Raw genomic sequence first — 13,770 nt, 5'->3', positions numbered from 1 at the left:
AGGCCCGTCAGACAGGGTGTTGCCAAGGGGTCACAAAGGCCATTGTTCGGCCCGAAAGGACAATTTATCGATTGAATTCTGAGACATTCGACACGCCAGAAAAAAGAAACTGTCGCTCCACGCGACGCGTAACCGTTCTCGTTTTCGCCGTGACAGAACCGTGACAGAGCGTTCACCGAAACGTGACCGAATGGTGTCTGAACGTGACCAACTTCCACCGTGACGGGCGGTCTCAGGGGTAGCGTTGCAGCAAATGCCTGCTCCGCTCACCCCAACCGATACGATGGAGGTTCCACCATGATTCGCAGCCAATTCACAACGCTGAGCCGCACGCTTCTGCTGTCTGCCAGCCTGTTTCTGTTGCCCTTCGCCCAGACCCACGCTGACAGCCGGGCTGACCGTTTACACCACAACGATGGCCGCTCCATGGCCAATCCGGTAGAGCAGATTCACCGCACATACGGACCGACTGCAGCCGGTCCGGCCAAAGCCGGAGATCGCATGATGAAAGACGCCATGATGGAGGATTCCATGGCCTCTGACACCATGGCCCCCGATACCATGGATAAAGGAATGGGAATGCACCACCAGGGCCGTCACCACTTCCCTATGGGTGTGGACACCGCCTACGAGCGCAAGCGGTTTCTCTTTGACAACAACTATTGATGGCGTCCGGTTCAGGCGTCATGAAAGGGCCTGGACCGGTTATCGCAGCTTGCTCTCACGCAGCTGTCGGATGGATGCGGGTGGATCGAAGCTGGTGCTGTCCGCCATCGGCCAGTAGCGGTCAAACACTGCCTGCCCCGTCCGCCCCCGCAGGAGTGCGCCCGGTTCCAGAAAGGCGTACATGTCGAGGTAAGAGCTGACCTCATTGCGGGATACCCGCCGGATGATGTGTTCCGGCCCCAGCTCGGAGGGATGGGTGAGGCCCGCGGCTGCCAGCAGGTTAGCCAGCGCACTCACCGTGTTATGGTGGAAGTGGTAGACCCGCTCGCTCTTGTTTGCCACGTCCAGCCCCTGGCTGCGTCCAGGGTCCTGAGTCGCAATACCGGTCGGACACTTGCCGCTGTGACAGCTCAGTGACTGAATACAGCCGAGGGCAAACATGTAGCCCCGAGCGGCATTACACCAGTCTGCCCCCAGCGCCAGGGTGCGGGCAATGTTGAAGGCCGAGGTAATCTTGCCGGCAGCGCCTATCGAGATGTGTTCCCGCAGGTGGGTCCCGACCAGGGTGTTGTGAACCAATAGCAGCGCTTCGGTCAGCGGCATCCCCAAGCGATTGATGAACTCCAGCGGCGCCGCACCGGTGCCGCCCTCGCCGCCATCCACCACGATGAAATCGGGCCGACGTCCGGTTTCCAGCATCGCCTTGACGATGGCAAACCACTCCCAGGGGTGACCAATGGCCAGCTTGAAGCCGACCGGCTTTCCACCCGACAGTTCCCGCAGGCAGTCAATGAACACCAGCAGCTCCCGCGGCGTGGAGAACGCCGAGTGGCTGGCCGGCGACACCACGTCCTGTCCCACTGCTACACCACGAGCTTCGGCGATCTCCGGTGTCACCTTGGCGCCCGGCAAGATACCACCATGGCCCGGTTTCGCTCCCTGGGACAGCTTGACCTCGATCATTTTGACCTGGTCCCGGGTGGCATTCTCTATGAATTTCTCTTCGCTGAAGCTGCCATCGTCATTGCGGCAGCCGAAATAACCAGAGCCGATTTCCCACACCAGATCTCCACCCGGTTGACGGTGGTAGCGGGAGATCGATCCTTCGCCGGTATCATGATAAAAACCGCCTTTGCGGGCACCGGTGTTGAGCGCCAGGATGGCGTTGGCAGACAGCGATCCGAAACTCATCGCAGAGATATTGAAAACACTGGCCCGGTAAGGCTTGTCACAGTCGGCGCCGATGACCACCCGGAAGTCCGGATTGTCGATCCGGGTGGGCTGCAGCGAGTGATTCATCCACTCGAACCCCTCCTCGTACATCGCCAGTTGGGAACCGAATGGACGCTTATCGAGTGTGCTCTTGGCGCGCTGGTAAACGATCGCCCGCTGCTCCCGCGAGAACGGCCGCTCCTCGGTATCGGACTGGATAAAGTACTGGCGGATCTCCGGCCCGAAGGATTCCAGGAAATAGCGGATGTTGGCCAGAATGGGGTAGTTGCGACTGACCGAATGCCGACGCTGCAACAGGTCGTAGGTACCCAGGGCAGCGAGTAGCGCCAGTATGCCGGGCAGCCAGTACCCGACCAGCCCGGCAATGGCCAGGGGCAGCGACACCAGTAACCCGAACAGGGACAACAGGTAGGCGAAATAACGGGACGGGGGCAATTTCAACATCCACTCCTTTGGCTGGTATACGTGTGTTCCGGCACGATTCTAGTTGAACCAGCCGCCCCCGTCTGCCACCAGCATTCAGCCGGACGGCGCCTCGACGGCGTCTCCCACCAGGGTTGGCCGGTCGGCCTGACCACCTCCGCCAAGGGAACGATAGAGCTGAACCCGGTTGGTGAGCTTCTGCAACGTCACCGACACCAGCTGTTGGCGGGCATCCAGCAACGCGCGGCGGGCATCCAACACCGCGAGGTAATCATCCACACCTTCCTCGAAGCGGGCTTCCGCCAGGGTCAGGGAGCGGGCGGTTGCTGCCACCAGGGCGGACTGGGCCTGCTCCTGCTGAGCCAGGAACTGCCGGGCTGACAGCGTGTCAGCCACTTCCCGGAATGCCTGCTGTACGGTTTGCTCATAGTCCACCACGCGCTGGTCGCGACGGATCTCCGCCAGGTCCAGGTTGGCCTGATTGCGGCCGCCGGTGAAAATCGGCAGCGACAGGCTGGGGGCAAACGACCAGGCACCGGAGCCGGCGTCGAACAGGCCCGACAGCTCGCCACTGGCCGTACCCACCGAGCCGGTCAGGGCAATGCGCGGAAAAAACGCAGCGCGAGCCGCACCAATGTTGGCATTGGCGGAGCGCAGCCGGTGCTCGGCCTGACGGATGTCCGGCCGAGCCGTCAGCACCGTGGCAGGCAAGCCAGCCGGCACCCCGGTCAAAGGTGTGACCGCAGGATCGGTCAGCTCCCGCATGGCCAGCACCGGGGTGTCACCACCCACCAGCACCGCCAGTGCGTTGCGATCCTTGCTCACCAGGCGGGCGTACTGGGCACGGCTGGCACGGGCAGTCTCCAGCGCAATCTCGGCCTGGCGCAGGTCCAGTTCCGTGCTGAGCCCGGATTCGTAACGGCGCCGGATCAGATTGATGGCCCGCTGCTGGTCGGCTTCCGCCTGCTCGCTGATGCGCAGTTTCTCTGCATCAGCCATCAGCGTCAGGTAGGCAGCCGTCACTTCCGACACCAGGGTCAGCTGGGCGCTGCGACGCGCTTCCTCCGTCGCCAGATATTGCTGCAACGCCGCCGACTCCAGGCTGCGCACTCGGCCAAACAGGTCCAGCTCGTAGGACATCAAGCCCAGCTGAACGCCGTATTGTGCCGCCACCCGGCTGTCACCGCTGCCACTCAGGTCTGCCGGCAGCCGCTGGCGACTACCATCCGCCCCCACCGCCAGTTCCGGGTAGAGTGCGGCGCCTTCAATGCCGTACTGGGCACGGGCCTCGGCCACGTTGAGCATGGCCATCCGCAGATCCCGGTTATTGCTCAACGCGGAGGCGATCAATTCCTGCAACTGGCTATCGGGAAACATCGTGCGCCACCCTGGTAAAGTGGGCAAGGTGGGCAACGTGGCCTGGTCACCGCCGTCCACAGCAGTACCTACCTGTTCCGCGACCGGCAATTCCGGGGTCTGGTAATTGGGCACCAGGCTGCAGCCGCCCAGCAGGCTGACAGCCACGGCCGCTAAGGTCCGTTGTTTCATCCATTCACCTCCTGGGGTTGCGGAGACACCGTCTGTGTCGGCTGGTTCAGGGGCACGCCAGACAACCGACGTACCAGTACGTAGAACAGCGGGATAAAGAAGATGGCCAGCACGGTAGCGGTCAGCATGCCGCCAAAAACGCCCGTCCCGATGGCGTTGCGGGCGCCAGAGCCGGCCCCGGTGCTAAGCATCAGTGGCGTGACCCCAAGCATGAAGGCCAGCGACGTCATCAGAATCGGCCGCAACCGCATCCTTACCGCCTGCAATGTGGCGTTCAGCAGGCCTTTGCCCTTGTGCTCCAGCTCCAGCGCGAACTCGGCAATCAGGATGGCGTTCTTCGCCGACAACCCAATGGTGGTCAGCAGGCCGACCTGGAAGAACACGTCGTTTTCAAGCCCTCTCAGGGTCGCTGCCAGCACCGCGCCGATCACCCCCAGCGGTACCACCAGCATGACCGCAAACGGAATTGACCAGCTCTCATACAAGGCCGCCAGACACAGGAACACCACAATCAGCGACAGGGCGTAGAGCGCTGGCGCCTGGCTGCCGGACTGGCGTTCCTGATAGGACAGTCCGGTCCACTCGTAGCCGAACCCGCCCGGCAGTTGATCCGCCAGCTGCTCCATGGCCGCCATGGCTTCACCGGTACTGACACCTGGCACCGCACTGCCCTGAATATTCATGGCAGACACACCGTTGTAGCGCTGGAGCTGTTGCGGACCGTGGGTCCACTCACCGGTGGCGAAACTGGAGAATGGCACCATGTCGCCCTCGCCATTGCGGACATACCAGTTGTCAATGTCGCTGGGCAGCATGCGGTAAGGTGCATCGGCCTGGACGTAAACCCGTTTGATGCGGCCACGGTCGACGAAGTCATTCACGTAGGACGAGCCCCACGCCACCGCCATAGTGGTGTTGATGTCGTTGAGCGAGACTCCCATGGCCCGGGCTTTCTGCCGATCCACATCGAGTCGGTACTGGGGCGCGTCCGGCAGGCCGTTGTAACGCACCTGGGTCAATACCGGATGCTGATTACCCTGCCCCAGCAGGCTGTTGGAGGCGTCCACCAGGGCCTGGTGACCCTGACCGCCGCGATCCTGGAGATAGAAATCAAAACCACTGGCGACACCAAGGGCGGGAATCGAGGGCGGGTTGAGCGCGAAGATCACCGCCTCACGAATCTGCGAGAATGCACCCATCGCCCGGCCAATGATGGCGTTGACACCGTTGGTTTCCAGATCCCTGTCTTCCCAGTCCTTCAGCCGTACAAAGGCCAGCCCCGAGTTCTGGCCCTGGCCGGCGAAGCTGAACCCGGCGACAACGAACATCGATTCCACCGCCTCGGCTTCGTTCACCAGAAAGTGGTGCTCCAGTTTCTCCAGCACTTCCAGGGTCTGGCCCTGGGTTGAGCCCACCGGCAGCTGTACCTGGGCCAGCAGGATGCCCTGGTCTTCATCGGGCAGGAAGGCGGTCGGCAGGCGCATAAAGCTGTAGCCGAGCGCCACCACAACCCCGACGTAGATCAACAGGTAACGTCCGCGACGCCCGAGGATCTTCTCAACCCGACTCTGGTAGCGTCCGGTGGCCCGATCAAAGCTGCGGTTAAACCAGCCGAAGAACCCGCCCTTGGTCTGGTGATCGCCTTTCAATGGCTTGAGCATGGTGGCGCACAATGCCGGCGTCAGGATCATTGCCACCAGCACCGACAGCACCATCGCTGACACAATGGTGATGGAGAACTGGCGATAGATAGCTCCGGTGGAGCCTGGGAAGAATGCCATTGGAACAAAAACGGCAGATAGTACCAGGGCGATCCCCACCAGGGCGCCGGTGATCTGACCCATCGACTTGCGGGTGGCCTCCAGAGGCGACAGCCCCTCCTCGGCCATCACCCGCTCGACGTTCTCCACCACCACAATGGCGTCATCCACCAGCAGACCAATCGCCAGTACCATGCCGAACATGGTCAGGGTGTTGACTGAGAAGCCGAAGGCAAACAGCACCGCAAAGGTACCCAGCAGTACCACCGGCACCGCGATGGTCGGAATCAGCGTGGCGCGGAAGTTCTGCAGGAACAGGTACATCACCAGGAACACCAGAACAATGCCCTCGAGCAGGGTCTTCACCACCTCCCAGATCGAGATTTCCACGAACGGTGTGGTGTCGTAGGGATACACCACTTCCAGGCTGTCCGGGAAGTACTGACGCAGCTCATCAATACGGGCCTTGACCCGCTCAGCGGTATCCAGGGCATTGGCGCCGGAGGCCAGGTTGATCCCCAGACCCGCGGCCGCATTGCCATTGAAGCGCCCCTGGATGGCGTAGTTCTCTGCCCCCAGTTCAATACGGGCCACGTCGCTCAGACGCACCTCGGAGCCATCGGCGGTCACCCGGATCAGGATGCTGCCAAACTGCTCAGGGGTTTCCAGCAGCGTCTGCACCACGATAGAAGCGTTCATCTGCTGGGCTTCCACCGCAGGGGCACCGCCGAGCTGGCCGCCAACCACCTGGTTGTTCTGCACCTGAATCGCCTGGGTCACATCGGCGGGGGTCAGGTTGAATTCGTTGAGGCGGTTCGGATCAAGCCAAACCCGCATGGCGTAAGGGGCACCGAACAGCTGCACCTGGCCGACACCCTGGGTCCGGCTGATCGGGTCCTGGATGTTGGCGGCGACGAAATCGGCGATGTCCTCCCGGGTCAGGCTGTCATCGTTGGAGATGAATGCCATCACCATCAGGAAGGAATCCGACGACTTGGTCACCTGAACACCTTGCTGTTGCACCACCTGTGGCAGGCTTGGGGTCGCCAGTTGCAGTTTGTTCTGCACCTGGACCTGGGCGATGTCCGGATCGGTTCCGGCAGCAAACGTCAGGGTAATGGAGGCATTGCCGGAGGAATCGCTCTTGGAGGACATGTACAGCAGATTGTCGATGCCGTTCATTTCCTGCTCGATCACCTGGGTGACCGAATCCTCCACGGCCTTGGCGGACGCGCCGGGGTAGTTCGCCGATATGGTGACTTCCGGTGGCGCCACTGTCGGGTACTGCTCCACCGGCAGGAAATAGATCGACAGGGCACCGGCCATCATCAGCACAATGGCGATCACCCAGGCGAAGATGGGTCGGTCAATGAAGAAACGCGCCATGGTTTAGCCCTGCTCCCCTTGCTCGCTGACGGCATCCGCCACCTGGCCGCCATCGACGGCCACCGGTCGCACGGAGGCTCCAGTGCGAATCTTCTGCAGTCCTTCCAGGATCAGCCGATCACCAACCTGCAGACCATCGCGGATCAGCCACTGGTCACCCACGGCTTTCTCTGCAACCACCTGACGCTTTTCAACGGTATTGTCTGCGGCGACCACCATGGCGATGGCCTGGCCATTGGGTTCGCGGCCAATGCCTTTCTGTGGCACCAGGATGGCTTCGTCCCGTTCCGCCTGAGGTAGGCGGGCACGAACGAACATGCCGGGCAAAAGTGAGTCATCCGGGTTGGGGAACAGTGCCCGCAGGGTCACTGAACCCGTGGTTTCATCCACCGCAAACTCGGAGAACTGCAGGCTGCCGCTCTGGGGATACGACGCGCCGTCCTGATGCACCAGGGTGACCGCAGCACGATCCTCGCCCACGGTTTGCAGCTGGCCCTCGGCCATGGCGTTACGCAACGTCTGCAGGGAGCTGTAAGACTGGGTCAGGTCGACATAGATTGGATCGAGCTGGCGAATGGTCACCAGCGCGTCGGCCTGGTTAGCCGTCACCAGAGCGCCAGCGGTCACCGAAGAACGGCCAATACGGCCGTCGATGGGCGCAGTGATGGTAGTATAGTCGAGGTTGATTCGCGCCGTTTCCAACGCCGCTCGGCTGGCATCGACCCGTGCCTGACCGGCATTGAGTGAGGAGCGAGCCTCGTCCAGCTCCTGCTGGCTGATGGCACCGGTCTTGATCAGGCGTTCGTAACGCTCGGCCTTGAGGCGAGCGGTCTCCAGGGACGCCTCAGCCGATGCCAGCTCAGCCTTGGCACTGGCCAGAGCGGTCTGGTACAGGCTGTCATCAATCTGATAGAGCGCCTGACCGGCAGTGACGGTCTCGCCTTCTTCAAACAGTCGCTGCTCTAGGATGCCGGTAACCTGGGGGCGAACTTCCGCTACCCGGTAGGGCGTGGTCCGACCCGGCAGTTCATTCACCACGGTGTAAGGCTGGGCCGACACCGTCATGTAACCCACTTCCGGCGCAGGCCGTTGACCGGCCGACTGCGGTTTGGACGGCTCACAACCGGCCAGTACCAACAGCGCCGTCAGTACGAAGGGAAGTTTATATTGTCGCATCAACAGTACCTCTGTTGTTGTCTGGCCTACGCCAACAGGTGCCGAAGAACACCTGTTGGCTGAAAGGCAGTTGAATCCGGGCGTTGACTGGGGGGACCGCCAGTCAACGCCCGATGGAGAATCAGGGAAAGCACGATCATACATACATCCATGAATGTATGTATAGTAGGTAAACTTTCGCACAATCTTTGAACAGAATCGCCAGGAGCAAGCCAAGGCATGGCCAGACGCACCAAAGAAGACGCCCAGAAAACCCGCGAACAATTGCTGGATGCCGCCGAGACGGTCTTCCATCGCAAGGGCGTATCCAAAACCTCCCTCAACGACATTGCCGAGGAGGCAGGGCTGACCCGGGGAGCGCTGTACTGGCACTTCAAGAACAAGCACGACGTTTTCGAGGCCATGCTGGAACGCATGGACCTGCCGCTGGAAATCCTGCACCAGGCCATCGCCGCCCCGGAACAGGAAGATCCCCTGGGCGAGATGCGCAAGTTCCTCTATTACCTGATGAGCGAAATTGCCAACGACCCCAAACGCCGCCGGGTCTATGAGATTGTGCTGCAGAAGTGCGAGCTGTCAGAGGAGAACGCGTCCCTGGCGGAGCGTCACCGCCAGGGCTTTGTCACCGCCTCTGAGCGGATGAGCCGAATTCTTAACAACGCCATCCACCGCCAGCAGCTGCCGGCCGATCTGGATGTGGAGCGGGCGGTGCTATTCCTCCATGTCCAGATTACCGGTCTGATCTATATGTGGTTGTTAAGGCAGGGGGATTTTGACTTTGAAACCGAGGGGCGACGGGTCATCGACACCTACTTCTGCATTCTCCACCGCGGTTTCGGTGAAAAAAACGACGGGTGACTGTCGAATCCAGCGGGCGTCGGTCGATCAGTCAGTGAAGACATGCTTTCACTGAAGACACTCTTTCACTGAAGACACTCTTTCACTGATTCAAGCCGGAAAAGGAAATCACCATGCCGCAAGCCGCCTATATCAACATGCCAGTGACTGATCTGGACCGCGCCATTACTTTCTTCGCCAAGCTCGGATTTGAGCACAACCCGCAATTCACCAATGATGAGACAGCCGCGATCGTGATATCGGACCACTTACGGGTCATGCTTCACACCCACGAAAGCCTGACGCGCTTCACTCGCAAAACGATCGTTGATGCCAAACAGGCCACGGAGGTGCTGCTGGCCCTGCAACTGGAGAGCCGGGAAGCAGTAGACAGCCTGTTCACCAGGGCCATCCAGGCCGGCGCCAGTGAATACCGGGACACCGAGGACTACGGCTTCATGTACGGTCGGTCATTCGAGGATCTGGACGGCCATCTGTGGGAGCCGTTCTGGATGGACCCGGACCAGAAGCCCGAAGACTGAGTGATAACCAGCCAGTGTTCCGAGCGGTGAATTCGCCGCTCGGAACACTAGGACGGCCGCACCGCCAGGCGCAGCCGTCGGCGAATCTCCTCCAGCCGCTCCCGGTTAACGCCAAAATCGGAATAGCCCACACGGGACGCCGAGCGGATATGGATCAACCCCTCTTCCGGCAGGAAGTGAAACTCGACATCGTCAACAAATCGGAAGATGTTGGAGGTGGCCTCTGCCCTGAGATAGGTCTCGCCCTGCTCAACTATCCGCAGGTTGGGCTGGGAGGAGACCAGTACGGGCAATGAGTTCCAGGTGCCCAGGTCCCCCACCAACGGCGCAATGTAGTGCTCACTGTCCAGATTCTCCACCACGCTGCATACACAGTTGGGTGTCTCGGGACAGGGTGCCAGCCTCTGATCGTTCTGCAACCCCAGGTTATCCGGCGGAGTGCTACTGCAGCCCACCACCCAGACGCTGCACAGGACAACCACCAGCAATCGCAGCCAGGAAAGCCTGACAAGAGAGAAAAGCTCGTTCATGCAAATACCTTATCCGATCATCCCTGATCCGCATGTCGCCGTAGCGACGGACGTCTTCCGTTAAGGAGCCTCTGCTAACTATAGGCCACTTCTCAGCCTGGTGGCAGGCCGGCTCCCACAGCAGGCCGGTATGATGCAGGTAATCCCGTGTCAGCTCCAGCCTCAATTCGTCGTACAAATCTCCGATGCCCTAACTGATTATCTCCGAACCACCGCCGGTCCCGAGGCCGATTCACACACAGGGCACGACGTCGAAGGAGAGCAAGGGAGCCTCTGATGGCCAAGCAGGCCAAACCTCACCGTATGGCTCGACCCACCCCGGACCACCCACTACGCTCAGTTGGCATTGATCACAAAAACAACAATGAGGAACAATGAATGAACAAGCTATGCTCTTCCCTTTTACTCACCACGGCCATCGGCCTGGTCGCCCCGGCGACCACCATGGCGGCCGGCAGTATCTCCATCTGCAGCGTGTCCGGGTGCTCTGAAACAGCCAGTCCCTGGGGCTGGAGCCGCTACGCCGACACCCGCTACCCCATCGTATTGGCCCATGGTATGGCGGGATTTTCCAGAGTTGGCCCGCTGGACTACTGGTATCAGATTCCCCAAGACCTGGCCCGCAACGGCGCCGACGTGTTCATTACCCAGGTGGCGTCGTTCGAGAGTTCCGAGGTCCGGGGTGAGCAGTTGCTGCAACAGGTCGAGGACATTCTGGCTATCACCGGCGCCGACCGGGTCAACCTGATCGGCCACAGCCATGGCTCCCACTCCATTCGCTATGTTGCCGGAGTCGCCCCGGAACTGGTGGCGTCCGCGACCGCCATCGGCGGTCCCAACACCGGCTCGCCAGTGGCGGACCTGGTGGACGACCTGCGCACCAGTGAGGTGGGCGAAGCCCTGGAACTGGGGCCGGTGCTGTCTTCGGTGCTGAACGGCTTCTTCGGCCTGGTCGGACTGCTCTCCGGGGAAGCCTACGAGCAGGATGCCCTGGCCGGGCTGGCGTCGCTGACCACCGAAGGCGCAGCGGATTTCAATGCCCGCTTCCCGGCCGGCATGCCAGCGCTCAATGACCCCTGCGGCCAGGGCGCCGCCGAAACCAATGGCGTGCGTTATTACTCCTGGAGCGGTACCCGCACCCTCACCAACGTGGCCGATGTCAGCGACTATGCGCTGTCTCTGACTGGCCTGGCGTTCAATGGTGAAGCCAACGATGGGCTGGTTGGACGCTGTTCCAGTCATCTGGGCACAGTCATCCGGGACAACTACCGCATGAATCATCTGGATGAGGTGAACCAGATGATTGGCCTGACCTACCTGTTTGAAACCAACCCCAAATCGGTGTTCAGGATTCACGCCAACCGGCTGAAACAGGCCGGGCTCTGAGGCGACCCATGACTCCACCTTCTCTGCGCCGGCTGGGTGCCGGCCTGGTGGCCATCGCCGTTGTCGCCGGGGGCGGGCTTATGCTGGCTGGTCAGACGGACAAGCCGCCCGCCACTCTGGCAGCGTCAACCGCGGCGGCCGATCCTGGCCAGCCCTCGACGTTGCCGGCCACCACCGATACACCGCCCACTGCCAACGCAACATCACCGGATCTGGGCGAGGACGGCCTGTCGAATCTGCCGCCCTCGCTCCGTGGCACGGCGGTGGACGGCCGGCTGCAAGCCAGCGACGATGGCCGGCTGGTGATTGAGCACGCGGTTCGCCGGGTATTCGACTATTTTCTGTCTATCATTGGCGAAGAGCCCGCCGGTGTTGTCTTGAGCAGGCTCCAGCGTTACTTGCAAGCCAGCCTGCCGGCCAGCGCAGTGGTCGATGCCGAGCAACTGCTGGCCCGATATCTGGCCTGGCAGGCAGCCGCCGGAGAGCTCGGTGACGGCGCTACGCCTGCAGCCATGCAACTGCAGCCCGAACAGATGCGGGCCCGTCTTGCGCTGATGGAATCCCTGCAGGTGCAACACCTGGGAGAGACGGCGGCGGCCGCGTTCTTTGGTGATGAGAACCGCTACAACCGCTACACCCTCGATCGCCTGGCACTGATGGCAAGGGAGGACCTTGCACCGGCTGAGCGCCAGCTACAACTGCAGCAACTGCGGGCAAACCTGCCCTCAGAGATGCAGACCCTGACCGCCGGCCTGAGCCAGTCACCACCATCCGCAGGCGCTCCCCGGACAGCGGCCGAACGCTACCAGAGGCGGGCAGAAGCGTTCGGGGATGAAGCCGCCCAACGCCTGCAGGCACTCGATCAGAAGCGGGCGCAATGGGATCGGCGCCTTGAGCAGTGGCTGCGGCAACGGCAACAGATCCTGGCCAGCAGTGGCCTCGACCCGGCAACGCAACAGCGTCGCCTGGCGCTTGCCAGACAGCAGCATTTCGATGAGCGGGAGTTACGGCGGGTGCAGGCGTTGGAGCGGCTGCGGGATAACCGGTCCGACTGAACCGTCGGACCGGCGGGACTAGTGTCCCGTCTGGTTAATTCGTTGACTTACTGAGCCACTGACAACCCGAAGAGCTAGGCGTGCTGGTGAAGGTTTGGTGGTTCCAAATCAAGACAGTACAACGACGCTATTCGGGTTGTCAGTGGCTCCCGAAGGGCTTGTCTCTGAGGGCTCTGAGCCTGTGTTGCCACTGTTTGATGTGGAACCACCACATCGGCACAGCGGCGCCTTGGTCAGAACCCTCAGAGACAAGCATTAAGTTAACGAATTAACCAGACGGGACACCGGGGAGCCTCTGACAAGTTCATTAACTCAGCGGGATTCGCTGGCGTGAATCAGGCTTTCAAGGTGGTAGGAAAGCTCCACCAACTGGTTATGCTGAAGCTCCCGCAACAGCTTGTCGATGAGCTTGCGAATGCCCTTCTCCGCGGTGTTGATGCCGAGGTCCGCGGTCTTCTTGCTGACCCGTCCCATGGCCACCCGATCTGTGGGTTGGTGGTAATAGTTGACGATGCTCAGATCGACGATTTCACACAGGGCGTCGATCACGTCATCGATGTAGTTACCGGGGTGCTCATCGGTTCTCACCTGGGCAATCAATCGCAGCGCCCGGTCGTGCAGCTCACCATGGACACTGAACACCAGGTGGGGCTCTTGCCGTTCCGGATGCAGCCACAGCATCTGCTCCAGGTACACACTCAGCTCCCGCAGTTCCGCCTCATTGCGTTTGCTGAAAAACTGCTTGATGACCATCTGGATCGCTCCCATGATCGCGCGAATGCCCGTGTCGGCCGATCGCTTCAGCCCCGGGGTCAACGGCACGATCTCGGTGGGGCGATGATAATAGCTCTGCAGCCCATGCTCGGTCAGGCGGATCACCACATGGGCCGCTTCTTCGCTCAGCCGGCGGGTACTGTTGCCACTATCGCTACGGATCTTATCCGCCGTTGCCTGGGCATCGGCATGCAGCTGTTCATCGATGGGGAAGCCCCAGAGGGCCTTGGTCTGGGTCATTGTTGTTGTCCTGCCGTCGGTTGGTCGATGGTTGAATCCCGACTATCCCAGAACAATTCTGACGGGTACGTGGCCGAGCCTGAAGCAGGTCGAAGCCATCCCGGCCAAGAAGCGCCTGTCGGGCCAATCACACAAAGACTGTATTTATATACAGCAATTCAGGTACACTCTTTTCCGAGTCAAACGCCACCCCGGCACCAACGATGCCCAGGGG

11 protein-coding genes are annotated in these 13,770 nt (G+C 61.2%); 5 read left to right on the top strand and 6 right to left on the bottom strand.

Annotation, left to right across the window (positions count from 1 at the left end):
* The first annotated feature begins 297 nt into the window (after positions 1–297).
* Complete coding sequence (locus tag J2887_RS06415) at positions 298–666, top strand: hypothetical protein (RefSeq protein ID WP_227175159.1); 369 nt, start codon at positions 298–300, stop codon at positions 664–666.
* Positions 667–705: 39 nt separating this feature from the next.
* Here the strand turns inward: J2887_RS06415 and J2887_RS06410 are convergent, their stop codons facing one another.
* The 4 genes from J2887_RS06410 to J2887_RS06395 all read right to left on the bottom strand — a co-directional run bounded on the left by J2887_RS06410 (position 706) and on the right by J2887_RS06395 (position 8,192).
* A complete protein-coding gene (locus J2887_RS06410; protein WP_227175158.1) occupies positions 706–2,343 on the bottom strand; it encodes an FMN-binding glutamate synthase family protein in 1,638 nt (545 codons plus the stop codon).
* A 75-nt stretch (positions 2,344–2,418) separates the two neighbouring features.
* Entirely contained in the window at positions 2,419–3,870 is a 1,452-nt protein-coding gene (locus J2887_RS06405) for an efflux transporter outer membrane subunit (RefSeq protein ID WP_227175157.1), read from the bottom strand.
* A complete protein-coding gene (locus J2887_RS06400) occupies positions 3,867–7,016 on the bottom strand; it encodes an efflux RND transporter permease subunit (protein ID WP_227175156.1) in 3,150 nt (1,049 codons plus the stop codon). Before J2887_RS06400 ends, J2887_RS06405 begins: the two co-directional genes overlap by 4 nt.
* A gap of 3 nt (positions 7,017–7,019) precedes the next feature.
* The gene (locus J2887_RS06395) at positions 7,020–8,192 is read right to left on the bottom strand and encodes an efflux RND transporter periplasmic adaptor subunit (protein ID WP_227175155.1); all 1,173 of its coding nucleotides are present in this window, start codon (positions 8,190–8,192) and stop codon (positions 7,020–7,022) included.
* 219 nt (positions 8,193–8,411) lie between these two features.
* On the opposite strand from J2887_RS06395, the gene J2887_RS06390 reads away from it, so the two are divergent.
* Positions 8,412–9,050 (top strand): TetR family transcriptional regulator, encoded by a 639-nt coding sequence (locus tag J2887_RS06390; protein WP_227175154.1) that lies wholly within the window; start codon positions 8,412–8,414, stop codon positions 9,048–9,050.
* A gap of 113 nt (positions 9,051–9,163) precedes the next feature.
* Entirely contained in the window at positions 9,164–9,571 is a 408-nt protein-coding gene (locus J2887_RS06385) for a VOC family protein (protein ID WP_227175153.1), read from the top strand.
* Between the two features lie 47 nt (positions 9,572–9,618).
* Here J2887_RS06385 and J2887_RS06380 read toward each other — a convergent pair whose 3' ends face one another.
* A complete protein-coding gene (locus tag J2887_RS06380; protein WP_227175152.1) occupies positions 9,619–10,101 on the bottom strand; it encodes a DUF1499 domain-containing protein in 483 nt (160 codons plus the stop codon).
* Between the two features lie 378 nt (positions 10,102–10,479).
* Between J2887_RS06380 and J2887_RS06375 the strand changes: the two genes are divergently transcribed.
* On the top strand, positions 10,480–11,487 hold the full coding sequence (locus J2887_RS06375; protein ID WP_227175151.1) for a lipase family alpha/beta hydrolase: 1,008 nt from the start codon (positions 10,480–10,482) through the stop codon (positions 11,485–11,487).
* Between the two features lie 8 nt (positions 11,488–11,495).
* Positions 11,496–12,542, top strand: a complete 1,047-nt coding sequence (locus J2887_RS06370) for a lipase secretion chaperone (protein WP_227175150.1) — start codon at positions 11,496–11,498, stop codon at positions 12,540–12,542.
* A 312-nt stretch (positions 12,543–12,854) separates the two neighbouring features.
* Here J2887_RS06370 and J2887_RS06365 read toward each other — a convergent pair whose 3' ends face one another.
* Positions 12,855–13,556, bottom strand: a complete 702-nt coding sequence (locus J2887_RS06365; RefSeq protein ID WP_227175149.1) for a hypothetical protein — start codon at positions 13,554–13,556, stop codon at positions 12,855–12,857.
* Between the last annotated feature and the right edge of the window lie 214 nt (positions 13,557–13,770).

The organism is Marinobacter sp. CA1 (genome assembly GCF_020546665.1).
Lineage (GTDB): Bacteria > Pseudomonadota > Gammaproteobacteria > Pseudomonadales > Oleiphilaceae > Marinobacter > Marinobacter xestospongiae.
Note: the sequence above shows the minus strand (reverse complement) of the source record. Positions and strands in the feature narration are given on the sequence as shown.